The organism is Edaphobacter flagellatus, from assembly GCF_025264665.1.
GTDB classification, from domain to species: domain Bacteria; phylum Acidobacteriota; class Terriglobia; order Terriglobales; family Acidobacteriaceae; genus Edaphobacter; species Edaphobacter flagellatus.
In genome coordinates this window covers 2,882,042-2,906,647 of the sequence record NZ_CP073697.1, presented here as the reverse complement: position 1 = coordinate 2,906,647, position 24,606 = coordinate 2,882,042, and the positions used below count along the sequence as shown (strand labels likewise).

Sequence of the window (24,606 nt, the reverse complement as noted above, 5' to 3'; positions counted from 1 at the left end):
CATCCATCATCGTCAATGGAGGGAAACTCTGCAATAGCCGTCCGCTAACCGTCCAGGTTACCGGGCACCCTATGCCGAACCGTCTTCTGCAAAGCATTGATCGCACTTGCCTCTGCCATCTCTATCCGGGTAACGCGCCGCAGCCCGCGAACAGAATTGCCGATGTACACCTCGGCATTTTCAATATCCTCAATGCGAAAAACGCACTCTTCCGCAGGCTCCGTTGCCAGCACCTGCCTACGCAGGACGCCAGGCAACACACCCGACTCAAGCGGCGGCGTCAGCAGCCTTCCCTCGCAACGAAGAAACACCGTACTGATCGCTCCCTCCGTCAATTCCCCACGCTCATTGACGAACAGCACCTCGTCAAACCTTTCCGCCCGCGCCTTGGCAAACTCTTCGTCATAGAGCGCACGCAGCGTCGTCTTATGGCGGAGAAAAACATCCTTCGAGTTCACGCGCTTATCGGAGATCTTCACCGCAACATCACGCGCATCTTCCTCCGCAAGCACCGAATGAGAGAACGTCGCTACTCCGGAAGCATGGAGCAACAGACGCACACGATACCGCGCACCATCAGGTAATCCACACACGTATGCAGTAACCTGCTTCTCTACTGCTGCACGATCGAACACAAAATCAAAATACGCTGCCGAATCCGCAAGCCGCTCCATGTGCAGCGGCAGCATCTTCACATCGCCTCCAGCAGCCAGCATTGTCTCGATCAGCTGAAACTCGCGCCGGGGAGTCGTTAGAAAACGAGCCTTCAACTGGCACTCGCGATACTCCGCTTCTGGTTCGGAATCTGCCACAATGCCACCACCCACTCCCATGCCCCCCTCACCGTTCTCCACCACCAGCGTGCGTATCGCAACATTGAACGCAGCCGCTCCCGTAGGAGCGATATAGCCAATCCCCCCCGTGTAGACACCACGCGATCCGCGCTCAAGCTCACGAATAATCTCCATCGTGCGAATCTTCGGTGCACCCGTGATCGATCCCGAAGGAAACACCGCTCGAAAGATCTCGTACCAGCCGAGTCCATCCCGCAGCACACCTTCCACTGTCGAGGTCATCTGCAGCAGCGTTCTGTAACGCTCCACGCGAAACAACTCATCCGCGCGCACCGTACCCATACGGCAAATGCGGCCCAGATCGTTACGCAACAGATCGACGATCATGATGTGCTCGCTGCGGTTCTTCTCGTCCGCCGCCAGCCTCGCCCCCTGCGCCGCATCTTCTGCCACATCCATTCCGCGCGGCATCGTCCCCTTCATCGGGCGCGTCACAATACGTCGCGCAGCGCCTGCATCTACCGAGAAAAACAGCTCCGGCGATAACGAGAGAATGTGCTTCTCCTCTACATGCAGCAGAGCGCCATAGCTCACAGGCTGCGCCTCCATCAGCGCACCGAACGATGCCGCAGCCGAATGCGGCAGCCGCACCGTGACCGCGTCCGTAAAGTTCACCTGGTAGGTATCTCCGGCTTCGATATATCGCTTGATCGTCTCAATCGCCTGTACATACGCACGCTCTGCGATCTCGAGCTTCGGCGCTGCATCTTCAACAGCCTTCTCAGGAATAGCTTCAACCACGACATCGGAATGAGGAGCTTCCCCCACAAACCCGCCCGCAACATGATCGAAGACAAAAGGCCGCTCATACACGCCAAACCAGGCCAGCGGCAGCGCGTCTCTTGACACCTTAGATTGCCATCGCTGCCCACGAGCCAGCGCAAAGTGCTCGCCGCACTCATAGCTCAAATAACCCGCAAGATATCTGCCCTGAGCAAGCGCACGTTCCAGGCGCTCAAACAACCGAGGGATCTCATCCAGAGAGCGCGCCTCGATGGTCTCTACAGGATGAAGAAAAAGATGGCTATATCGATTGCCTTCGTCGAACCGCGCAGTCTCCAGCAGCACGCCGCCACGCGAGTTTGCAGCCAACGTTCGAAGATACGCGGGAAGATGGGTCCAGGCAGGCAAGACGTACTCTCAGTCCTGCTGCAATTCTTTCACGGAAGACCGTGCAACACATCAACGCCCGCTACTCAAGCCGCCGACTCGTTATGTTCGAAGTACAAGTACTTGCGCCAAGCCGCGTCCGCACTGCCAATCATCCTCATAATGTGCCGTGATGTGTGTAGCGAAAACGGCCTCGGCTCGCGCTTCAGCTTCATATCCGTCAGCTCGTGCAACATCGCATTCCCCTTCCTGCGATTGCACGAATGGCAGCACGCCACCAGGTTCTCCCACGTCGATGTACCGCCACGCGAGCGCGGAATCACATGATCCAGCGTCAGCTCCGCCGCCGTCAGCACCGTCTCGCAGTACTGGCAACAGTTGCGATCGCGCAGCAGAATGTTCTTCCTCGAAAGCGCGCGCGTCTGGTGTGGAATCCTGCGATACTCCAGCAGCCGGATCACGCTGGGCATCGCCACCTGCATCCGTGCCGCATGCAGCTGCTGCCCCTGCTCCTCTTCCGTGCGCGCCACACCCTTCAGCACCAGGACCAACGCTCGCCTCGCCCCGCAGATATTGATCGGCTCGTACGATGCGTTCAGCACCAGCACCGGCGTCTGCATCACCGGCTGCCGAAAGACCCCGGCCCGCGGATCTTCAGCCGCAGCCACTCTCATCGCGTGCCCCGGCAGGTGCCCCGCATGCCGCTTTCCAGTTAGTCCTTGCTTCCGCATCTTGCCCGATTGCATCTGTCTCCCTGCCTCCGTCAAATACGTTCAGCACTACGCCCAGGTCGTTTATTGCTCCCAATGCATCGCGGAGGCCTCAGCCTCCGCCCCCCATCGCGCCACCATCTCTCGCTGCGCGCGAGCCACGGTTGCCACCCACACCTTCGCCGCTCCAGCCTGCCGCAACACGCGAGCACACTCCCGCGCCGTTGCCCCAGTCGTGTAAATGTCATCCACCAGCAGGACCTCGCGCCCCGCCACAGCCGCCGGATCGGCCACCACAAACGCTCCGCGCAGATTTCTCCGCCGCCCGCTCGCCGTCAGCCCAAACTGGCTCTCTGTATCGCGTATGCGGCGCAGAGCACCATGCGCTGCCCGCAGCGTCCACCCGCCTGCTCGACGAAGCTCCTCCGACACCTCATCCACAATCCGCGCTGACTGGTTATAACCACGCAGCCTCTGCTTCGCCGGAAACAGAGGCACGGCAATCACTGCAAGATCGCGTGGCATGCCTCCCTCGGCCAGCGACACCATCACACGGGCCAGCAACTGTCCCAGCGGCTTCGCAGCGCCTTCCACCCCTTCGTACTTCAGCAGGTGGATCAGCTCGCGCATCCCGTCCTCGTATAAGCCCCACGCCGCAGCGCGCTCAAACTCCGGAGGCGTCATCCGACACGGCGAGCACAACAACGCTTCCGCCCCAAACTGCCGCTCGTAGTGCAGCCCATCCACATCCAGCGCCTCGCCGCAGCGAACGCACAGCGTCGCCGACTGCTCACGCAGCTCACGAACACATTCATTGCATAACGGAGAGGTTCCGGCTTTCAGCAGCGGCCCCCCACAGGCCCTGCAATCGCCAGGAAAGAAAGTTGTTATCAGATCATCGAAAACGGATCGTACGATTTGCCCCGGACTCTTCAGCACGCGAGAGATTGCGCGCCATTCCTCCACCCCGCCAGGCGGGCCACCGGGAGGACCAGGGGGAACCCCAGTGTTACTGTCGAGCGAATTGTCCATCCAGCGTTGGCTGAAGACTCACCTCACTCGTTTGTGTGTGGAAATCGCCACACCACTATGCGCAGTATAGTCCTCGATCCTATCCGCGAGTCAAGATTTCTGCACCTCCGAAGATGCGCCCCGGCACCCCGCTGTGCTACACCTGAAACCATGTTTCGCGTCGTCACATGGTGCGCCAAGTGCCTCTTTCTGTACGTCCTCGTAGCGATTCTCGCAAGCAAGCTGGCATGGATCTTCGTTCTCCCCGCCTGGGCCACAGCGACCAAGCTTCACTGGACGACGCAGACGCGATTCGTCTTTCTGCTCAACTACTTCCTGCCCATCTTCGCCGCCTCCGGATTCATCCTCGGCCTCATTCCCTTCGGCCGTCTCAGCAAAGCCGTTCTTGAGCTTGCACCCGGAGCCGCACCCTTCGTCGAACCCGACAGCGTCCCCGCCATCCTCTGGGCCTGGGTGCCAGTCACCTTCGCCTTCCTTGTGCGTTTTTTCACTTGGCAGTCACGAAACTCCAGCGTCCTCGGAGGCAACAACACCGCAGGCCGCCTCGCGCGTTTCTTCGGCAACTTCAACGCGCAAACGCCCATCCTGCTCGACAGCAAATGGGCGCAGGACCGCTTCCTCTTTACCGGCCCCATGCTCTTCCTGATGGCCTGCGCACTCGCCGTCCACATACGGCGTTCGATCACGGGTTCATTCAATCGCCCCGACAGATCCCTCACCGACGACTCCGCCGAATAAACAACACGAGACGTTCTTCTCTGCCCTCGCGCTGATACACTCATCCAGCCGCAGCGAGAAACTGAGCGGAGAGATCAAGAACTATGTCCACAACAAGCAATAAGCCCACCTTCACCCCCTTCGTCCCCGCCACCGAGTCGCGCCCCGAATTCACCGCCCGCGCCCTCATCCTCGGAGCCCTCTTCGGCATCCTCTTCGGAGCCGTTACCGTCTATGTCGGTCTGCGTGCCGGACTCACCGTCGCCGCCAGCATCCCCATCTCGGTGCTCTCCATCTCCATCCTCCGCGCCTTCGGCCGAGCGTCGATCCTCGAGAACAACATTGTCCAGACCACCGGCAACGCAGGCCAGTCCATCGCCTCGGGAGTCATCTTCACCCTTCCCGCGCTCATCTTCCTCGGCTTCGACCTCGAATCCACGCGCATCTTCGCCCTCGCCCTCTTCGGAGGCTGGCTCGGCGTCCTCTTCATGATCCCGCTCCGCCGCCAGCTCATCGTCGAAGAGCACGGCACCCTCACCTACCCTGAAGGCACCGCCTGCGCCGACGTCCTCATGGCAGGCGAACGCGGCGGGAGCTTCGCCTCCCGCGTCTTCCTCGGACTCGGCCTCGGCGGCCTCTACACCCTCTTCCAAAACGAGAACCTCTTCGGCCTCTTCCCCTCCACCCCAGACCGCTCCTTCGACATGGGAGAACAACACCTCCTCAAAGGAGGTGCCATCCGCGCCGACGTCACATCGGAGTACCTCGGCGTCGGCTACATCATCGGCATGCGTGTCGCCGCCGTCATGCTTGCCGGCGGTGTCTTCTCCTGGCTCGTGCTGATGCCGGCCATCTACTTCTTCGGCTCGCACCTCACCACACCGCTCTACCCCGGCACCACGCTCATCAAGGACATGTCGCCCTCCGACCTCTGGCGTACTTACGTCCGGCCCATGGGCGCAGGAGCCGTAGCCTGCAGCGGCCTCATCACCCTCCTCCGCACCGCGCCGACCATCTTCGCTGCGCTCGCCGAAGGCTTCCGCTCCATCGGTAAAAACAAAGGTGGCGCTCGCAATACCACCAGCGTCCCCCGCACGGAGCACGACTTGCCCTGGTCGGTCGTCATCGGCGGCTCCGTTCTCCTTGTCATCCTGCTCTGGGTCTTCCTCCAGTTCAAGCCCGTGCCCGGCGCGCAGGTCGGAGCCCTCGCCAATTTCGCAGCCGCGCTCCTCGTCGTCGTCTTCGGCTTCCTCTTCGTCACCGTCTCGGCACGCATCGTCGGCATCGTCGGCTCGTCAGCCTCACCCGTCTCCGGCATGACCATCGCCACCCTCATGGCCACCGCCGCCATCTTCCTCGTCAAAGGCTGGACAGCCCCTGCCTTCGGCGCTCTCGCCATCACCATCGGCGGCATCGTCTGCATCGCGGCCTCCAATGCCGGAGACACCGCGCAGGACCTCAAGACCGGCTACCTCATCGGAGCCACGCCCTGGAAGCAGCAGCTCGCCATCATGATCGGCGTCATCATCTCCGTACTCTCCATCGGCACCACACTCAACGCGATGAACAAAGGCCTCGAAAGCTTCCAGCGCCTGCCCAAGCCCATCGCCATCTCGCTCTCCGCTCTTCCCGACGGCGTGCAGAATCAGGGCAACTTCACCCGCGACCGCGTCACACTCGCCGACTCCTCATCCAACCACGCTGAACTGACTGACGCCCGCAGCTACATTCTGCTGAACAGCATCGGCTCCTCCACTCTCGCCGACGGCAAGTATCTCTACAATCCAGCAACGCAGCAGATCGAAGTCCAGTGGACGCAGGGCATCGGCAGCGAAAAAGCAGCCGCGCCGCAAGGACGTCTGATGGCCACCGTCATCAACGGCATCCTTAGCCGCAAACTGCCCTGGTCGCTCGTCCTCCTCGGAGTCGCGCTCGTCATCATGATCGAGCTATTGGGAATCAGAAGCCTCACTCTGGCCGTAGGAGCCTACCTCTCCATCGGCACTACGCTCGCCATCTTCGTCGGCGGCGTCATGCGCTGGATGGTCGACCGCGCCATGGCCAAAGAAGGCATCCAACAGTCCGAGACCGAATCCGAAATCTCCTCCGGCTCGCTCTACGCCTCAGGACTCATTGCCGCCGGAGGCATCGTCGGCCTGCTCGGCGTCGGCGTCAAACTCTACGAATCAGCCATGGAGAGCGCCTCGAAACCCTGGATGCGGAGTCTGCCCAAAACACTCCCGCGCTTCAGCGACCACAACCCGCTCCATCACGACATCGTCTCGGTCATCATGTTCTGCCTGCTGGCCTTCTCGCTCTACTACTTCGCACGCAAACCGCTCGACCAGAACAAGGACTAACCCCAATGAAACGCATCGCCTTCACACTTCTCCTCGCGCTCGCCCTTCCCGCCGCCGCACACGCCGACGACGCTTCCAAACGCGCCAAGGCCGAAGAGCTGGTCCGCATCACCAAGATGGATCAACTCATGGACAAGGTGATGGGTCAGATGTCGGACCGCATGAAGGCCATGACCGCCCAGCAGACCGCGCAGATCCAGGCCACGCCCGAGCAGCAGAAGCTCATCGACGACTTCCAGGCCAAGGTCCAGCAGATCATTCAGGGCGCCATCTCGTGGGACAAGCTCAAGCCCGTCATCCTCCAGGTCTATAGCGAAACCTACACCGACGACGAGCTCGACGGCATCATCAGCTTTTACCACTCACCCGCCGGCCAAGCCCTCATCGCAAAATCGCCTGAACTCATGACGCGGACGATGGACCTGATGCAGAAGCAGATGGTCACCATACAACCGCAGATCCAGCAGGCCGCCGAAGACTTCGGCCGCAAGATGAAAGCCACTGGGCCCGCACCCTCGTCATCCACCGCGCCGAACTCATCCCAAAAACCCTAGCATCACCAGAGTTAGCTACGATGGTGTCGACAGCGGCGGCGACGAGCTTGCCGTGCTCCCTTAGTTTGGCCGCTCTGTACTGATGTCCTCATCGTGCTTCTCGATCTCATCGGCCTCACGTGGCTTCAACTTTCGCAGGGCCTCCAGCAGCTTCTGCGGCTGAAACGACTCCAGCTGCACGTCGGCACTCGGACAATCGCTGTAACCCGGAGCGCAGATCACCACTACCGGCAGCTTCGGCTCCAGCTTCTTCAGCTCCTGCGTCAGATACTCCGCCGGAATATCGTCCAGCTCTCCATCCATCACCACGCCATCGATCGCTGGAAACCGACGCATCACCTCCAGCGCCTCCTGCCCGCTGTACGCCGTAATCACGTTGAACTTCGCCGTCTCGATCACCAGTTTTCGCGTCGAGATACTCCCCGGGAACTCCCGGTCTACCACCAGAAAGCACGGCCTCGTTATTGGCAATTTTCTATCCTCTAGCCTGATTTCCGCTGAACCTCGCTTCCGTCCAGCCGTCTGCTTTCTTTGATGCAAAAAGTGATAGCCCTTTTGGTCCGACCAATTCTCTGCTACGATTGCGAACCTATGCACACTCCTAACACCGCTCGTCGTGAACTGCTCAAACTAGGCAGCATGGGGCTTGCCGCCGCAGCCGCCACAGCCGCTCCCTTTGCCTACGCCGCCACCAAACCCTCCGCTACCTTTCCTGCCGGAGCCATCTTCGACGTCCGCACCTACGGCGCAGTCGGCGACGGTAAGACCGTCGACTCACCTGCCATCAACAAGGCCATTGAGGCAGCAGCCTCCGTCGGGGGAGGCACCGTCTATTTCCCCGCCGGAACCTGGCTCTCCTTCTCCATCCGCCTCAAGAGCCATGTCAACCTCCATCTCTCGCAGGGCGCAACCATCCTCTCCGCCGATTCTCCCAAACCCGGCGAGACCACCGGCTACAACGGCGGAACCTACGACGCCGCCGAACCCAACGATCCCTGGACCCCCTATCAGGACTACGGCCACAACCACTGGCACAACTCGCTGATCTGGGGAGAAGGCATCAACGATGTCTCCATCACCGGCCCGGGCCTCATCTGGGGCAAGGGGCTGAGTCGTGGAACCCGAAGCAGCGCCATTGCCGGTGCTCCGGGATTTCTTGCGGAACAGGCCGGTGTGGGCAATAAGGCCATCGCCCTCAAGAACTGCCGCAATGTCCTCTTCCGTGACTTCTCGCTCCTCAAGGGTGGACACTTCGGCTTCCTGCTCACCGGCGTCGACAACCTCACCATCGACAACATCACCATCGACACCGATCGCGACGGCATGGACATCGACTGCTGCCGCAACGTCCGCGTCTCCAACTGCTACGTCAACTCGCCTTGGGATGACGGCATCTGCCCCAAGTCCAGTTACGCTCTCGGCTACGCCCGTGCCACCGAGAATATGACGATCACCAACTGCTATGTCTCCGGAATCTACGAACTCGGCACCTTCCTCGACGGCACCTTCAAGAAGTTTGCCCCCGACTTCAAGGTTCCGCGCAATGGCCGTATTAAATGCGGAACCGAATCCAACGGCGGCTTCAAAAACATCACCATCTCCAACTGCGTCGTCGAAGGTTCCCGCGGCATCGCACTTGAAAGCGTGGATGGCGCGCTTTGCGAAGATATCGCCATCTCCAACATCACTATGCGCGATGTCGTCAGTGCACCTTTCTTCTTCCGCCTCGGAGCGCGTCTTCGTGGGCCAAAAGAAACCACCAAAACCGGAACCCTGCGCCGCGTTCTCGTCGACAACGTCTCGAGCTTCAACACCGTCTCGCACATCTCGTCCATCATCAGCGGGATCCCCAACTATCCCATTCAGGACCTCAAACTCTCCAACATCTACATCCACCATCAGGGCGGAGGCACCGCCGAGCACGCCAAGATCGTCATCCCCGAAGGCATCGACCTATACCCTGACCCCCAGAGGTTCGGCACCGACACCCCCTCACAAGGTTTCTTCCTCCGCCATATCAATAACCTTGAGATGAGCCACGTCGAAGTCCAGCCAGCCACTCCTGACGCGCGGCCCAGCTTCTACCTCGACGGGATCAATCGCGCCGACTTTATCGCAGTCACCGCACCCACCAGCCCGGCGGCCTTTGCCTTGAACAAGGTCACCGATCTGCGCATCGCCATCAGCCGCGCAGCAAAGGACACACAACTCGCAACTGCCGATAACCAGTCTCTCTAACCAATTGCAGGAGATGATGTCTTTCGCAACACAAAGTACATCATCTCCTGTACAGCACCCGTTGGCGTGTGATGGCTGACGCTGCGCGACTCCACCAGCACAAACCTCTCTGCCGTCACCATCTTCAGAGCTTCTTCGCCGTACCGCGAAACCTCCAGCCCACTGCACTTCTCCGGCCCGTCAGGAGAAAACGTTGCCAGCACCAGCACACCCTCCGGCCGCAGAATCCGCGCCACCTGTTCGAGGTACGCAGACTTCTCACCATCGTTCGTCAAAAAATGAAAGACCGCGCGATCGTGGCATAGATCGTATCGCTCCGTCTCCAGTTTTGCATTGAGGAAGTCCGCCGCCACCCAATGCACCCGGGCCGAACCGTCACCCAGCCGATGCCGCGAAACCTCCAGCGCATCGTCCGCAATATCCAAAACCGAGACGTCATCGTACCCGGCGGCCAGCAGATCATCCACCAGCGTCGATGCCCCACCGCCGATATCCAGAATCGCCGCCTGCTTCGAACCAGCAAAGCGCGCAATCAACTCAAGCGATGTCTCCAGATGCGGCCGGTACCAGCTCACCATCGTCGACTCTTTCTCGCGATAAACGCTCTCCCAATGTGCTCGGCGATCCACCAGGCAATACCCCTTGTTTCCGCATTCATCCTACTGCCTTATTTAGATGCTGTACTCTCTTGTACTTACACGCGCTCCGTGTTCTCATCGGTTCTGCAAGCACATCCAGGAGCCACTGATGCCCTATCACGTCACACGCGAAGGCCAGACCTACGGCCCATATACCCTTGAAGACCTGCAACGCTACGTCGCCAGCGGCAACGTTCTGCTTACCGACATGGCCAAGTCCGACGACGCTACCGAATGGATCCCCGTTGCCCAGATCCTCAACCCCGGCACCATCCCGCCGCCTGTTGCAGCCACCCCGGCCTACGGAGCCCCGCCTCCTGCCGTTGCTTATCCTGTTGCAACCTCTCCCTATCCCGACCCGCCCAATCTCAGCTGGGTCCTCGTACTCATCATCGGCATCTGCACCTGTGGACTCTTCTTCATCATCTGGGACCTCGTCCAGGTGCTCTGGATGCGCAAAGTCGAGCCGCAGACCAAAGCCTTCCCCTACTTCATCGGCTACGCCGTATGCTCTTTCCTCAACGGAGGCGTCTCCGCCGGCATGAGCGCTGCGATGGCATCCGGGCACGTACCCCATACATCTCCAGCATCCGCGCTTCTGAGCATTGCTGCTCTCGTACTCGTCATCCTCTATCGCTTCGCCATGAAGAACTCGCTCGAGCAGTTCTACAACACCGTCGAGCCCGTCGGACTGCGTCTCGGCCCGGTCATGACCTTCTTCTTCGGCGGACTCTATTTCCAGTACCACATCAACCGCATCAATCAGATCAAACAGGCCACACGCTACCGCGGATACTGATCATGACGCACGCGACACGCAGCCGCATCGCCTCCTTCATGCGAGCGGCTGCGCCTGTCGCCCCTGTCCTTGCGGCTGCGCTTCTTCTCTTCTTCTTTCCGCCTGAGCAGTACAGTTTCTATCCGCAGTGCCCCAGCTACCGCTACCTGCACCTCCTCTGCCCAGGCTGCGGAGCCACACGCGCATTAGCCGCACTTCTTCACGGCAATGCAAACGAGGCTCTCCGGCTCAACGCCTTCTTCACGCTGACGCTCCCGATCGCACTCTTCTATCTGGTGAAGACCTACCTGCGCTTCGTGAGCCGTCAGCCGCTTCGCTGGCCTCAGCCACCCCCACTGGCCATCTACACCACACTCGCCGCAGCGATTCTCTTCACCGTCACGCGCAATCTCTAGTCAGATGTGCCATTTCGAGCGAAGCGACGAAGTCGCGTAGGCAGGCGATCGGGTCCCCGACGCGCTTGCTCGTTGGAGTGAGAGAGATCCCCACATTTCTTTGCAGGCTTCTCCTCGCCCCCAGATGCAAAACGGCCCCGGCATTTTCGCCGGGGCCGTCTTCCAGTTTTACTGAATATTTACGCTTCGACCTTCTCCGGCTCCGCTGCAGGCTGCGCCGAACCACCCTTCAGGTCCGTGCCGCCCGGCTTGCGAATGTCGATGCCGCCCTTGAAGAACGCGCCATCCTCAATCGAAATGCGCGCTGCGATCACATCGCCCGTCAGCGAGCCTTCACTGCGAATGTCCACGCGGTCACTCGCCTGGCAGTTGCCACGTACCTTGCCCAGAACGACCACCTCGCGGGCAACGATGTTTGCCGCGACCTGACCATTGCGGCCAACCGTCACGCGATTGCCCGGCAGGTTGATCGCACCCTCAACCTTGCCATCGATGTAGAGCGACTCTGATCCTGTCACTTCGCCCTTGACTACCAGCGACTTGCCGATCGTCGCCTGCTCACCCGTCGTAGTGACGGGTCCAGCGCCGGTTGCCGCCGCACGCGGAGCCTCGTAGCTCGGCGCCGGAGGAGTCGGCCGCGTCGGTTCAGGCGTTGAGGGGCTGTTGCTTCCCGGCTGATTCGGTTTCCACATATTCGTATGTTTCCTTTCCTGTCTGCTGGAGATGACCCCTCTTGCGGGCTCCACGTCATAGCGCACAAAACGCACACGCGTCCGCACGTCTATTGTCCACGATACTACTCCGCAACACACTGCGGATTACGCAGGATTCACAATCTATTCCACAGCCCCGGAACCTCATTCAGCACTCCAGGAAGGTCTTCCCGCACCCTAAGAACTTTCTTCCATCATTAACGTCTTTTATTCCATTCCACAAAAGTTGAACTCTATTCATCTCCATCGCCTATATCGCTGCTGTAGCATGGGCAACACTTGGTTCATCTGGACACGGATAAACACCGTGCCTGCACATCAACAGCCGGCCCTGCAGGCAACAGACTCATCGGGCCGGCTCACATCGCTCACTTGCAACCGCAGAGCTTCTCTCAAGTGAAAATTCGCGCCTTCGTTCTCTCGCTGAGCTTTCTGACCTCCACTGCCGCCCTCCCCGGCAAACTTCTCGCAGCAGCCCCCAAAGTCCACACCGTCTCGCTCGGAGCCGTGCGCCGCGTCCCCTACACGCAGCCCGACGCCACCGCCGAAGCCAGGTCCGACGAAACCTCCTCCATCAAAGTCCGCCCGCTCTTCGTCGACGACCGCCAGAAAGACTGGACCACCGGCGAGCTCCACGACATCACCGACCGCACCTTCGCCATCCGCCGCGCCCTGCACGTCAACGACGCACTGCCCACCGACTCCGCGCAGCGCTGGATCTGGCAGCCCGGCCCCTGGATCACCGTCGACCGCGTCACCGGCCACATCACCGCACTGCACCTGCCTTACTTCGACCCCGTCGTCTCCAACGCCGTCTGGTTCCGCGACTACGTCGCCTACTGCGGCACCAACACCACGGCCAAAGGCGGCAACCTCTACGTCATCGTCGCGCAGTTAGGCTCACGACGCGCCGTCGTGCAAAAACTGATCGGAAAGTGGCCGCAGCCCAACCACTTCATCCCCGTCTGCCAACCCGCCAAATGGGAGCGCCAACCCCTGCGCGTCACCATCCAGCCCACCGGCGGAGAAGCCACCACCTACAACGTCGTCGGAACCTCCTCCATCATCGAAGAGGGAGACAACGACGACAGCAATTAGTGCTGCACGGTTGGCTTAAAATAAGAGCCGAGGCGCGCCCCTATGAGACTGCTCATCGCTTTCATCTTCCCCTGGCTGACCTTCTTCACCATCGGCCGCCCATTCGCCGGTATCCTCTGCTTCATCCTGCAGATCACGGTGCTCGGCTGGATTCCAGCCACCATCTGGGCCGTCTACGCACTCAGCCAGTACAAGACCGATCAGAAGATTCACCACATGCAGCGAACCATGCGCCCACGCTGATTTAACGAAGCTTTACTCCGCCCGCAAAGCCTCCACCGGATCAATCGAAGCTGCCCTCCGCGCCGGCAGATAGCTCGCCAGCATCGCCGCAACTGCCAACCCTGCAGCGACTCCCGCAAGCGTCATCACATCCCACGGAGCCGTGCCGAACAGCAGCTTGCGCATCAGCGTCGCCGCGCCAATCGAACACACCAGCCCTGCACCAATGCCCGCCGTCATCAGCTTTCCTGCTTCATGCAGAATCAGCCCATACACCGAGCTGCGCTGTGCTCCCAGCGCCATCCGCACACCAATCTCCTTCGTCCGCTGGCTCACCGAATACGCAATCACGCCATACAGTCCGACCATTCCCAGCAGCAGCGCCGTCAGTGCAAACCCGCCCACCAGCCACGCCGACGACCGATGCAGATACGACGACTGTGAGCTACCGATCCGGTCCTCCATCGTCTCCGCCGTGAGCTGCAGAATATTTGGATCGATACGCTTCACGGTTGCTTCCATCGGCTTCAGCAAACCCTGCGGAGCCTGCGCCGTTCGCGCCATCACATAGAACGTCGTATCCGGCTCCTGGTTGAATGGTGTATAGATCGCAGGCGTCGCTTCGCCATCCAGCGGCCCCTCTCGCAGATCGCCGACAATCCCGACAATCTCCATCACCGGCGTCGACATGTCATATCGCATCTGTCTACCCAACACCTCCTCGCCGGGAAAGAATCGGCGCACGAACTCCTCATTCACAATCGCGACCCTCGGCTTCGTGGCATCCTCGTCCTCGGTGAAGTAGCGTCCCTTCACCAGCCGCGCCTGAATCGTCTTGAAATATTCCGCGCTCACATTGCGGCTGTTCGCCTCATTATTGGCGCTGCTGTTCTCCGGCCTGCCGATCACAAGAAACGATGTATTCCCGCCCGCAACGTTAGACACGGGAATCTGATGCGCTACCGCAACCGACTCCACACCCGGCAAACGGCTCACCTCGTCTGTTACACGACGTGCCAGCGCAACCTGCTGCTCGTTCTTCCCATAACTTGCATACGGAGCGCGCACTCGCATCGTCGCCAGCCTCTCAGGCTGCATCCCGATGTCCACGTGCAGCAGCCTGTAGAAGCTCTTGCCCAGCAACCCCGCGCCCACCAGCAACACCATCGCAACACAAAGCTCCACCACAACAAGGTTCGAGCCAAGATGACGCCACACCGCTTTCGCTCCGCCACGTCCTCCCTCCATCAAGCCATCACGCAGGTCCGTCAGAGACAGACGCAGCAACGGCAGCATCGACGAAAGCACTGCAGCCAAAAGCACCACGGCACCGGCAAACAAAAACACATGCAGATTCAACCCAAGGCCATCGAGGTACGGCATCTCCGCCAGCATGTTCGTGGGAATCAGCAGCCGCAACACGCGCACCACACCGCTCGCCAAACCAACGCCAAGCAAGCCCGCAATCCCAACCAGCACACATCCTTCAATCACGAATTGCTGCATCAGCCGCGCACGCGAAGCCCCCAGCGCACCGCGCACCGCCATCTCATGCCTGCGGCCCTCCGACCGGACCAGCAGCAGCCCCGACACGTTCACGCACGCCGTCAGCAGCAGCAACAGCGCGCCACTCAGCAGCAACAAAAGAATCGGACGAAGATTGCCGATGATCTGCTCCGTCAACGGAATCACCGTCGCGCCGCGCCCACCATTCGAGTCCGGATACTGCTTCTCCAACCGCGCCGCAATCGCGCTCACATCGCCTGCAGCCTGCTGCAACGTCACTCCATCTTTCAGCCGCGCAATCCCCAGCAGCCCATGCTCGCCTCGCCCATTCGGGTCCAACGATATCTGCACAGGCGTCCAGAACTCCGTCGTACCGACAGGAGCAAAATGAAATCCCTGCGGCAACACGCCAACAACCTCATACGGAGAACCCGACAGAGAAATCGTCTGTCCTACCAGATCAGCTCGACCGCCATAACGGTTTTGCCACGTTCCATAACTCAGCATCACCACACGCGGCCCGTTGGCCACATCCTCGCCCGCACGAAAATCGCGACCCAACGCAGGAGTCACACCCAGCGCGCGAAAGAATCCCGCCGTCACCGTAGCGCCAAAAGCAAACTCCGTTCCTGCCGGCGTTCGCAACGAGATCGCCTGAATGTCATACGCCTCCATCGCGCTGAAAACATGATTCTGCCGCTTCCAATCCAGATAATCCAAATACGAGAGATGAAATCGCTGGCCCAGCGGCGTGCTCTCAAACAGCCCCACGATCTGCTTCGGATTCTGATACGGCAGCGGCTTGATCAGCACCGCATCCACGAACGCAAAGATCGCCACGCTCGCCGCAATCCCCAACACCAGCACCACAATCGCCGTCAGCGAGAACCCAGGATTCTTCCACAACTGCCGCAGCGCATACCGCAGGTCGCGCCACATTCCTTCCAGCATCAACGCCGCATCTGCACCCACGACACTCTCCTTCGTCGCCACTGGATTCCCGAAACGCAGCACCGCATCGCGACGCGCTTGCTCCGGTAGCATCCCGCTCGCAATGTTGTCTTCCGTCCTCATCTCGATATGCGACCGCAGCTCCTCGTCGATTTCACGGTCCACACACGAACGCAGCCAGAGATTCGAAATACGTCGAAGTAGCGACATAGCTCAACTCCTTACGCGTGGCGCAGAACAGCGCGCACGCCTTTCACCAGATGTTCGAAGCTCTTCTCCGCCTCCTGCAGCTGCTTTTTGCCCACTGCGGTCAGCTTGTAATACTTCGCTCTGCGGTTCGTCTCGGTCAACGCCCACGTCGAGGCGATCCAGCCGCTCTGCTCCATCCTGTGCAGCGCCGGATACAACGATCCCTCTTCCACGCGCAGCAACTCATCGGAAGCACGCTGAATGTGCAGCACAATCCCGTAGCCATGCAGCTCGCCCATCTGCGCCAGCGTCTTCAGCACCAGCAGGTCCAGCGTCCCCTGCAAATCATTCTTCGCCATGATTCACTCACCCATAGACAGCTATGGGTTGGACCGTACACCTAGACGATTAGGCATGTCAAGCCGTCAATTTCCCGCGCGGCGGGGAGATTGACGGCTTAAAAAAGGTCAACTAGCTTTGTTGAGGAGGCATGCATGGATCGAAGAACTTTTATCGTATCTGCCTCCGCAGCTACCTTGCCGGCCAGATTATTACGCACTTCGGCAGCTTTCGAGTCTGCAACATTTCACTTTGGCAGCCATTCTGTCCACGCGGCGACGCAGCAGGCAGAAGATGGGCACACAACAGGGCAGAACCCGCGGAATGCCATGATCAAACTTCTTCTCACATCCTCCGGCGTCAGCAACAAGACAATTCACAATGCTTTGGTCGAACTTCTGAGTAAACCGATTTCCGACTGCAGAGCACTCTTCATTCCCACCGGCATGTACGCCTTCCCGCGCGATGCCGCGGCGGCATGGCAGGCGTTCTCCGGAAAAGCAGGGGGGCCGTTGTGCGACTTGGGATGGAAGTCACTGGGGGTTCTGGAGCTCACTTCGCTGCCCAGTCTCGATCGGAAAGATTGGGTCCCGATGGTAGAGGAAGCGGATGCCCTGCTGGTTTGGGGCGGGGATCCTGTCTACCTGTCCCACTGGATGAGACAGTCCGGCTTGACCAGTCTCTTGCCCTCGCTCCGGAGAGAAGTAGTCTATGTCGGTGTGAGTGCCGGGAGCATGGCCGCATCGACTACGTTTGCAGAGACCTATACAAGTCCGCCCAGTGGCAGCCGTGACGTACTCACATCGGAAACCGTCGTGTTCTCTAGCCCGCACGGCGCAATAGACCGGCTGCTGGTCACGGCCCATGGAGCGGGAATGACTAACTTTGCATTGATCCCGCATCTTGACAACGAGAAGCACCCAGACGCCTCTCTCGCGAATGCCCAACAATGGGCTGCTAAGCTTTCTGTCCCGGTCTATGCGATCGACGATCAGACCGCTATCAAGGTGATCGACGGCAATGTCGAGATAGTCTCCGAGGGACACTGGAAACTATTTGATCCAGTGCGTAGAGAGTCCTGACAAGTCGGCATCTCTTCAGGAAAACCCACTTGGCGCGAAGGGCGTTTTGCGGGAGTAACCCGCAGGAGGCTCCAGCACTGAGACCGACGGCTTTGGTATCATCTGCCCCATGTCGCTGATAAGGGAAAACATCATAACGAGGTATCCATCTCTTGCGACCAACCCAATCTTCCAGCCAACTGAAGGGGCATCGGACCTGCGCATGATGGGCGAACTCGCTTCCCACAGCGTCGATCTTTTTGAAACTGGCGACATTCACGGCGTTCGTCTCGCATTCGACTTAGCCGAGCAATTGCTTACTTCTCCTCTCCCAGCAGGGCGCGACGCAGCTACCCTTGGCTTTCTTGAAACGGTTCAGAACGTGGCATCCCATCGGAAATGCGGGATGGCCGCATTCGAGGAGTTTCTAGGAGCCAAGTCTAGAGTTGTGTGGGCTGAACTGATGGAAGTTTGGCGAGGAAAGGAAAGTCTTGCGCAGGTGGTCGCAGCGGAAACTGGCGCGACACTACGTCCCCCGTGGTGGCAGTTTTGGAAGAGTCGAAAGCGAAGGTCTCCAAAGGATTTGCTAAAGGATGTAGAGAATCCGGAGCTACGAAGAATCATTGAGCAGATCACTCGCGAGTAGATAGCTCCTGCAAAGTCGGCTTATAGGAAGCTATTTTGCACTGCGCGCGAAAAGCTTTCCGCTAGCTCGTCTCCTCGCCTCGTATCTGCTAAAAATAAAGACACTCTAGGCCAACAGCAAAGAACGATCCACCACCGCTACGTCAGTCACTCCAAACCACTTTCACCGGAGAGCACATGAAAGCGATGCGTCTGGCAGAAGCTGCCTCGTCCCCCACCACCCTGGTCGAAGCCTCCATCCCCGCCCCGCAGCCCGGCCCCGGTGAAGTCCTGGTCCGCGTCTCCGCCGCCGGCGTCATCCGCACCGAGCTCAATTGGTACCCCACCACGCACACCAAAGCCGGAGCCACCCGCACTGGGGCCGTGCCCGCCCACGAATTCTCCGGTACCGTCGCCGCCGTAGGCGAAGGTGTCCACGACTTCACGATCGGTCAGCCCATCTTCGGCATGAACGACTGGTTCCAGCAAGGTGCGCTCGCCGAGTACTGCCTCGCACTCGCCACCTCCATCGCGCCCGCACCGCTCACGCTCACACCAGCCGAAGCCGCCACCGTTCCCATCAGCGCCCTCACCGCCTGGCAGGGCCTCTTCTATCGCGGACACCTCCACCCCGGCGACCGCGTCCTCATCCACGGCGGAGCCGGAGGCGTCGGCCTCTTCGCCGTTCAGATCGCGCATTTACACGGCGCGCACGTCATAGCCACCGCCTCACCCGCCAACTTCGACTTCATCCGTCAGCTCGGCGCCGACGAGGTCATCGACTCACGCGGCGCACGCTTCGAAGACTTCATCCACCAGCCGCTCGACATCGTCTTCGACACCATCGGCGGCGACATGCTCCTCCGCTCACTTCCTCTCATCCGCCCCGGACGCTTCGCCGTCACCATCACCTCCGACCACGAAGCCTCCACCGACCCGCGTATTCACGAAGCCTTCTTCATCGTCGAACCCAACCAGCGCCAGCTCATGGAGATCGCTGCCCTTATTGACACGCACAAGCTTCGCACCTTCGTCGATGCCGTCGTCCCCTTCGCCGAAGCCAACCTCGCCTACACCGGCTCACCCGCAAAACGCCTCGGCCACGGCAAACTCGTCGTCGCCGTTGCGCAGCCTTAGACAAACCAGAACCGCATTACATCTTCTTATTTCGAATGCTGTAGCAGAGGCTTCAACAACGCCTCCAGCCCGTTCCATGCAATCTGCACACCGATGCACAGCAGAATAAACGCAACCACCCGCACAATTCCCTGCGCCGTCGACGGAGCGATCTTCGCCGTGATCTGCGGCGCAGCCGCATAACACACATACACCAGCACACTCAGCAGAACGACTGCCAGCATCAGCCCTGCATGTGCCAGAGCTGTCTCCGCCAGGCTGTCACGCTCCATCGCGTGCGCGCCCAGCGTCAGCATCACCACCAGGCATCCCGGCCCTGCCGTGATCGGAAACATCAGCGGATAAAACGTCTTCTTCGACCATTTCTCCACCACATCCTCGCGCCCCGTCGCCTGCGCTCCGGCGCTCTCCTTCTCCTTGTCCGAATCCGGCTGATTCAGCACACCCCAGCCGATCGCCGCCACCACCGCACCTCCAGCAAACTGCACAATCGGCAGCGAGATCCCGAAGAACGACAGCACATACGACCCCACCAGCTCGGTCGCGAAAAAGAACAGCAGCATGTTGATCGCAATCTGCCGCGCCAGCGACTTGTACACCGCCTTCGGCTGCAATCCCACCACACCCAGAAACACCAGCGCCGAGCCCAGCGGATTCACCACGGGCAGCAGCGCGCTGAATCCCAAAGCAAAGTGCCTCCACAAAATCCCCACGTACGCCTCCAGCCATCTCGCAGTCACACGGCCTGCAGCAACAATACCGCACCCAGCCGCCGTATCATCACTCTATGGAGTCCTTCCCCGATCTCCTCCGCCAGGCCGAGATCGCACACGGCCACCTCTGCGCCGGCCAGATCCTCGGTGTGCGGCTCGCCATGCTCGGCTGCCAGCGCCTCAACATCGCCGAGCCGCACACCGCCGATCGCAAACGCCTCGTCACCTTCGTCGAAATCGACCGCTGCGCCACCGACGCCATCGCCGTCGTCACCGGCTGCCGCCTCGGCAAGCGCGCCCTCAAGTTCCGCGACTGGGGGAAAATGGCTGCCACCTTCATCGACCTCAACCAGCCACTCGCGCCTCCGCCCGACGGCACACCCACCTACAAAGGCATCCGCATCGCCGCTCGCGAATCCTCCAAACAGCGCGCCCGCGAGCTCTACCCGCACATCGAAAACAAGAACCAGCAGCAGATGCTCGCCTACCGCGAACTCCCTGACGCCGAGCTCTTCACCGAACAGTGGGTCCGCGTTCCCATCCACCCACGCGAGATGCCCGGCTACAAATCACCACGCATCGCCTGTGCCCACTGCGGCGAAGGCATCAACTACGATCGCGAAATCCGCACCACGCGCAACGGAGAAACCCTCCTCCTCTGTGAAGCCTGCGCCTCACCCGCGACCCGCTACTACCAGCCCCTCAACTAAACACGCACCACGCAAACAAAACCGGCCACGGACAGAATCCGCAGCCGGCCTTCCTCAACTTCGCAAACAATCCGCATGAACGTCGAACCTACCGGCGGTACCAGTCATGCTCGCGCCACGCGTAGTATCTGCGCGCGCGCTCCCATTGCTCATGACGCAACCACGCCTCGCGACGCTCGCGCTCCCAGCGCAGACGAGCATAATAATCCGGCCCATAATATCCATACGCTGGAGCTCCATACGCATACACCGGAGGCTGCCCAAACTGCACGCCGATATTCACCTGCGCCTCGGCCTTCCTTCCACCCGCCACCGCCAGAGCACCCGCAACCAACGCAACCATCATCCCCTTCGCTACGAACGACTTCAATGTGGTCTTCATAACGACCTCCTGACTACAATCACACTGAACCCCCATTCAGCGCCCTGGTTGCGCGAAACTTCCCCTGCAAATCCGTGTCTGTGAGCCCGCTGGCCGCACACAAATAAACCCTTCCAACAGGCATCTTTCAGCCCCTGAAACCTCATCCGTCAGATATCCTGAGACACCTCCCGAAGGGTGTATCAATCGATGTTGAAAAGGAGATTCCTATGAGTCTGATGGACGAAGCTGAAAAGATTGCAGGTGCCGTAGCCGCCGTTGAAGGCGCCAAGAAGATCAATCCGAATGCAAACATTCTTGAGGAAGGGGCAGCCGCTGTCGCCGGCTTCGAAGGCACCGGCGTCGTCGCCAATGCTCTCGAAAACCTCCTCGGCAAAAAGGGCGAAGGCGAATCGCAGGGCTAACCCACTCTTCGCTCTCCAATACAAGCACAAAGGCCCTCCACATGGAGGGCCTTTACAATTCACCCAACGGAGTGTCATTCCGAGCGGAAGCGTACCCGCGAAATCCCTCTCAAACGACGGCTTGCTGCACCCACTTGCATGTCAAGACCACCTCTCTCGTCCCTGAAATCCCCTGAAAATCGATTGTCAAGCCCCACCACACCATAAGCTTTTTATTTCCAATCAGATGGAATTGCCGATCAGTTCCCGTCCGCTTGGTATACTGGAGATGTAATCTAAAAGAAGCCCCTCCGAGGACTTCGCCCTCGATACCATCTCCTTTCATTGCAATACTTTGCGAATCAGACCCCTGTGCAGGCAGGACTTTGCGCCGGGACCGTCCGTATAACCGCAAAAGAATGAATACTTTGCACAAATATGAAGGGGAGGGGTGCCAGGGTGCCTCCTCAGGCTCTCCCCATCCGAAAGCGCCTCTCCGCTGTGGTAGCCTCCTCACAGGGGTTGCAGCCGTTCCGAGGCGTGGCCGCCTCTGACTCCCCTATGGACGTGATCCGGAAAAGGTCTCTGCTTCCTCTGTTCGTCGCTGGCGTCCTGCTGTCGGCGATCTCGCCAGCCATCGCACAAAACACCTTCTCCAGCTCCTCGCTCCCGGATGCTCCCGAGCCGCAAAACCTCCCCGCACCACCAACCCCGAACGCTTCCACCGCCTTCACACCAAAAGAAGACATTACGCTGATCGGCATGCCCAAACGCCTGCTTCGCGATCAGGAAGCCATCTGGACTAGCCCCGCGCACCTCCGCCCCAAGGACGGCATCTGGCTCGCACCCTTCGGCATCGCAACCGGCCTGCTCATCGGCAGCGACACGCACACGATGAACCACGCCATGCAGATCAGCCCCAACGATCAGAAGAAAGCCAACACCTTCTCGACCGGAGGCGTCGCCGCCCTCGCCGCCGTCCCGGCCGCAGGCTACATGTGGAGCCTCTTCAATCACGCTCCGCAAGCGCACGAAACCGGCCTGCTCACGGGCGAAGCACTCATCAACAGCCTCGCCGTCAACGAAGTCCTTAAAGTCACCTTCCGCCGCGACCGCCCACTCACCAACAACGCCGCAGGCAACTTCTTCAGATCCTCACCCGGAAACTCTTCTTTCCCCTCCAACCACGCCATCATGGCCTGGTCGATGGCCTCCGTCGTCGCCTCGGAATATCCCGGCTGGCTCACAAGCGGCGCCGTTTACGGACTCGCCGGAGCCGTCAGTGCCAGCCGCGTCCTCGCTGAGCAACATTTCCCCTCCGACGTCGTCGTTGGCTCTGTCGCCGGCTGGCTCATCGGACGCTACGTCTATCACGCACACCACGACGTCACCATCAACCCTTACGATGCGCCGCTGCCCGACAACTACATCGCGCACAGCAACACGCCCGCCGCCGGCCCTCCTCTCCCAGCAACGCTCCCACCGCAGTTCACACTTCCTTCGCAAAAGCCATTGATCGTACACAGCGCGCCCGTGCGTTACGACGGAGATCCTGATCGCATCGGTTCCACCAACGTGCCCATGGACAGCTGGATCTATCCCGCACTCGAACGCCTCGGCTCGCTCGGCCTCATTCCTACGCAAAATGTCTCCATACGCCCCTGGACACGTCAGGAATGCCTGCGCCAGCTTCGCGAGGCCGAAGACCTCGCCGACCAAATCAGTTCTACCCATCCCAACCTAGTGAAAGAAGCAAAGCGCCTGATCACCGACCTCGACCGCGAGCTTGCAGAAGAATCGACCACTTATCAGGAGCTTGCACTCGAATCAGCCTACACACGCTTCGGCACCATCGCAGGCCCCGCACTTTATGACAGCTTCCACTTCGGCCAGACATGGTGGAACGACTTTGGCCGACCGCTAGGCCGAGGCTCCAGCACTCTCCTCGGCTTCTCTACCCGCGCCCATTATGGCCGCCTCTTCTTCTATGCTCGCGAAGAGATGCAGCAAGGCCCTGGTCGCCCACAGCAATCGCCAGAGCTGACGCAACTCTTTCAAACACTGGATCGCATCCAGTCCACTGACCCTTACAACGAACCAATCCCGGGCCATTCTGCCTATACACGCCAACGTCCTCTGGAGCTTTATGCTGGTGTCGCCCTTGCCGGTAATGCCCTCGCCTTTGGCAAGCAACAACTCTATTGGGGACCGACGACGATGGGGCCGCTTTCGCTGTCGAGTAATGCCGAAGCAACATATAACTTCCGTTTAGTCTCGACCAGACCGCATCCACTGCCACTCGTCCCATCATGGGGAACCTACCGCTTCGATGTTGTGTTGGGCAAACTTTCGGGACATCGTTACCCTGCGCGACCCTGGTTCAATGGGCAAAAAATCACATTCAACATCGGCGATAACCTCGAAATGAGCTTTACGCGCTGGTCGGTGTTCTGGGGTGTGGGCCATCCGATCACACTGCACACCTTCAAAGAAAACCTCTTCAGCTTTAATTCCACCGGAAGCTATGTTGGAAACGGTGCCGCCCCATTTGGAGATCGCAACGATCCCGGTGACCGCAAGAGCAACTTCGATTTCCGCTACCGGCTCCCCTACTTCGGCAGAGCAGTCACAATCTACGCGGATGCTTACTCCGACGACGATCCTAACCCCATCGACGCACCACGACGTGCTGCCTGGAATCCAGGAATCTACTTTGCACGCCTGCCTTGGTTACCCCACATGGATCTGCGTGTTGAGGCCGTCAGCTCTCAAGGGCTAGTTCGCGACTTCGGCGGAACGCATTTCTTCATGAACAACCAGTACCTGGACAGCAACACAAATAAAGGATTCTTTCTCGGGAATGCAATCGGCCGCGACAGCCGGGCAATCGAGAGCCGCCTTGGATATTGGTTCTCGGCAAAAACCAGGGTCGAAGGCGGATATCGACAGAACAAAACCGCAAATGGATTTCTCCCTGGCGGAGGCACTATCACAGATGGCTTCCTGACTGGCTCATTTGCCTTCAATCGCCACTGGACCGCGCAGGCTTTCGTTCAACATGAACGCTTCCTAATTCCGTCATACATGCAAGGAGCGCAACGCAACACCAGCGGTTGGCTGCAGATCACATGGAATCCAAACCTCTCCATCCAGAAATAACGACTGGCTAGG

The 24,606-nt window shown here is 59.8% G+C and carries 24 protein-coding genes; 14 read left to right on the top strand and 10 right to left on the bottom strand.

What is annotated here, in order from left to right; genetic code table 11:
- Positions 1–44: 44 nt before the first annotated feature.
- The 3 genes from pabB to KFE13_RS12205 form a co-directional block, all read right to left on the bottom strand.
- Positions 45–1,985 (bottom strand): aminodeoxychorismate synthase component I, encoded by a 1,941-nt coding sequence (gene pabB, locus KFE13_RS12215; protein ID WP_260703397.1) that lies wholly within the window; start codon positions 1,983–1,985, stop codon positions 45–47.
- Positions 1,986–2,050: 65 nt separating this feature from the next.
- Positions 2,051–2,710: an HNH endonuclease gene (locus KFE13_RS12210; RefSeq protein ID WP_260703396.1), complete on the bottom strand. Its 660-nt coding sequence runs from the start codon at positions 2,708–2,710 to the stop codon at positions 2,051–2,053.
- A gap of 48 nt (positions 2,711–2,758) precedes the next feature.
- A complete protein-coding gene (locus tag KFE13_RS12205) occupies positions 2,759–3,613 on the bottom strand; it encodes a ComF family protein (protein WP_260703395.1) in 855 nt (284 codons plus the stop codon).
- 243 nt (positions 3,614–3,856) lie between these two features.
- On the opposite strand from KFE13_RS12205, the gene KFE13_RS12200 reads away from it, so the two are divergent.
- From KFE13_RS12200 to KFE13_RS12190, 3 genes are all read left to right on the top strand, one after another.
- Positions 3,857–4,444: a hypothetical protein gene (locus KFE13_RS12200; protein ID WP_260703394.1), complete on the top strand. Its 588-nt coding sequence runs from the start codon at positions 3,857–3,859 to the stop codon at positions 4,442–4,444.
- Positions 4,445–4,527: 83 nt separating this feature from the next.
- The gene (locus KFE13_RS12195) at positions 4,528–6,783 is read left to right on the top strand and encodes an OPT family oligopeptide transporter (RefSeq protein WP_260703393.1); all 2,256 of its coding nucleotides are present in this window, start codon (positions 4,528–4,530) and stop codon (positions 6,781–6,783) included.
- 5 nt (positions 6,784–6,788) lie between these two features.
- Positions 6,789–7,337, top strand: a complete 549-nt coding sequence (locus KFE13_RS12190) for a DUF2059 domain-containing protein (protein ID WP_260703392.1) — start codon at positions 6,789–6,791, stop codon at positions 7,335–7,337.
- Between the two features lie 60 nt (positions 7,338–7,397).
- Here KFE13_RS12190 and KFE13_RS12185 read toward each other — a convergent pair whose 3' ends face one another.
- On the bottom strand, positions 7,398–7,808 hold the full coding sequence (locus KFE13_RS12185) for a response regulator (protein WP_260703391.1): 411 nt from the start codon (positions 7,806–7,808) through the stop codon (positions 7,398–7,400).
- A gap of 120 nt (positions 7,809–7,928) precedes the next feature.
- Here KFE13_RS12185 and KFE13_RS12180 point away from each other — a divergent pair, with 120 nt between their 5' ends.
- Positions 7,929–9,575: a rhamnogalacturonidase gene (locus KFE13_RS12180; protein ID WP_260703390.1), complete on the top strand. Its 1,647-nt coding sequence runs from the start codon at positions 7,929–7,931 to the stop codon at positions 9,573–9,575.
- Here KFE13_RS12180 and KFE13_RS12175 read toward each other — a convergent pair.
- Positions 9,572–10,204 carry a class I SAM-dependent methyltransferase gene (locus KFE13_RS12175; RefSeq protein ID WP_260703389.1) on the bottom strand — a complete coding sequence of 211 codons (633 nt, stop codon included), beginning with the start codon at positions 10,202–10,204 and terminating at the stop codon, positions 9,572–9,574. The two genes, KFE13_RS12180 and KFE13_RS12175, sit on opposite strands and share 4 nt — an antisense overlap.
- Before the next feature lie 118 nt (positions 10,205–10,322).
- Between KFE13_RS12175 and KFE13_RS12170 the strand changes: the two genes are divergently transcribed.
- Together KFE13_RS12170 and KFE13_RS12165 are read left to right on the top strand one after the other, a co-directional pair.
- Positions 10,323–11,012: a DUF4339 domain-containing protein gene (locus KFE13_RS12170; RefSeq protein WP_260703388.1), complete on the top strand. Its 690-nt coding sequence runs from the start codon at positions 10,323–10,325 to the stop codon at positions 11,010–11,012.
- 2 nt (positions 11,013–11,014) lie between these two features.
- Positions 11,015–11,407: a DUF2752 domain-containing protein gene (locus tag KFE13_RS12165; protein ID WP_260703387.1), complete on the top strand. Its 393-nt coding sequence runs from the start codon at positions 11,015–11,017 to the stop codon at positions 11,405–11,407.
- A gap of 179 nt (positions 11,408–11,586) precedes the next feature.
- On the opposite strand, the gene KFE13_RS12160 is transcribed toward KFE13_RS12165, so the two are convergent.
- Entirely contained in the window at positions 11,587–12,099 is a 513-nt protein-coding gene (locus tag KFE13_RS12160; RefSeq protein WP_260703386.1) for a bactofilin family protein, read from the bottom strand.
- Positions 12,100–12,516: 417 nt separating this feature from the next.
- Here KFE13_RS12160 and KFE13_RS12155 point away from each other — a divergent pair, with 417 nt between their 5' ends.
- Positions 12,517–13,218 carry a hypothetical protein gene (locus tag KFE13_RS12155; RefSeq protein WP_260703385.1) on the top strand — a complete coding sequence of 234 codons (702 nt, stop codon included), beginning with the start codon at positions 12,517–12,519 and terminating at the stop codon, positions 13,216–13,218.
- A gap of 42 nt (positions 13,219–13,260) precedes the next feature.
- Complete coding sequence (locus KFE13_RS12150) at positions 13,261–13,461, top strand: YqaE/Pmp3 family membrane protein (RefSeq protein ID WP_260703384.1); 201 nt, start codon at positions 13,261–13,263, stop codon at positions 13,459–13,461.
- Positions 13,462–13,473: 12 nt separating this feature from the next.
- Here the strand turns inward: KFE13_RS12150 and KFE13_RS12145 are convergent, their stop codons facing one another.
- Both KFE13_RS12145 and KFE13_RS12140 read right to left on the bottom strand, forming a co-directional pair.
- Positions 13,474–16,107 (bottom strand): ABC transporter permease, encoded by a 2,634-nt coding sequence (locus KFE13_RS12145; RefSeq protein WP_260703383.1) that lies wholly within the window; start codon positions 16,105–16,107, stop codon positions 13,474–13,476.
- A gap of 11 nt (positions 16,108–16,118) precedes the next feature.
- Positions 16,119–16,445, bottom strand: coding sequence for a PadR family transcriptional regulator (locus KFE13_RS12140; RefSeq protein WP_260703382.1), 327 nt, complete (start codon positions 16,443–16,445; stop codon positions 16,119–16,121).
- Positions 16,446–16,580: 135 nt separating this feature from the next.
- Between KFE13_RS12140 and KFE13_RS12135 the strand changes: the two genes are divergently transcribed.
- The 3 genes from KFE13_RS12135 to KFE13_RS12125 all read left to right on the top strand — a co-directional run bounded on the left by KFE13_RS12135 (position 16,581) and on the right by KFE13_RS12125 (position 19,247).
- A complete protein-coding gene (locus KFE13_RS12135) occupies positions 16,581–17,507 on the top strand; it encodes a Type 1 glutamine amidotransferase-like domain-containing protein (RefSeq protein WP_260703381.1) in 927 nt (308 codons plus the stop codon).
- 109 nt (positions 17,508–17,616) lie between these two features.
- The gene (locus KFE13_RS12130) at positions 17,617–18,132 is read left to right on the top strand and encodes a DUF7674 family protein (RefSeq protein WP_260703380.1); all 516 of its coding nucleotides are present in this window, start codon (positions 17,617–17,619) and stop codon (positions 18,130–18,132) included.
- Between the two features lie 176 nt (positions 18,133–18,308).
- The gene (locus KFE13_RS12125) at positions 18,309–19,247 is read left to right on the top strand and encodes an NADP-dependent oxidoreductase (protein ID WP_260703379.1); all 939 of its coding nucleotides are present in this window, start codon (positions 18,309–18,311) and stop codon (positions 19,245–19,247) included.
- A 26-nt stretch (positions 19,248–19,273) separates the two neighbouring features.
- Here the strand turns inward: KFE13_RS12125 and KFE13_RS12120 are convergent, their stop codons facing one another.
- Positions 19,274–19,933: a MarC family protein gene (locus tag KFE13_RS12120; RefSeq protein WP_260703378.1), complete on the bottom strand. Its 660-nt coding sequence runs from the start codon at positions 19,931–19,933 to the stop codon at positions 19,274–19,276.
- Between the two features lie 101 nt (positions 19,934–20,034).
- On the opposite strand from KFE13_RS12120, the gene KFE13_RS12115 reads away from it, so the two are divergent.
- Positions 20,035–20,670, top strand: a complete 636-nt coding sequence (locus KFE13_RS12115; protein ID WP_260703377.1) for an FmdE family protein — start codon at positions 20,035–20,037, stop codon at positions 20,668–20,670.
- Positions 20,671–20,758: 88 nt separating this feature from the next.
- Here KFE13_RS12115 and KFE13_RS12110 read toward each other — a convergent pair whose 3' ends face one another.
- On the bottom strand, positions 20,759–21,052 hold the full coding sequence (locus tag KFE13_RS12110) for a hypothetical protein (protein WP_260703376.1): 294 nt from the start codon (positions 21,050–21,052) through the stop codon (positions 20,759–20,761).
- Between the two features lie 209 nt (positions 21,053–21,261).
- Here KFE13_RS12110 and KFE13_RS12105 point away from each other — a divergent pair, with 209 nt between their 5' ends.
- Together KFE13_RS12105 and KFE13_RS12100 are read left to right on the top strand one after the other, a co-directional pair.
- A complete protein-coding gene (locus KFE13_RS12105) occupies positions 21,262–21,456 on the top strand; it encodes a hypothetical protein (protein ID WP_260703375.1) in 195 nt (64 codons plus the stop codon).
- A 540-nt stretch (positions 21,457–21,996) separates the two neighbouring features.
- The gene (locus KFE13_RS12100) at positions 21,997–24,594 is read left to right on the top strand and encodes a capsule assembly Wzi family protein (protein ID WP_260703374.1); all 2,598 of its coding nucleotides are present in this window, start codon (positions 21,997–21,999) and stop codon (positions 24,592–24,594) included.
- Positions 24,595–24,606 lie beyond the last annotated feature (12 nt).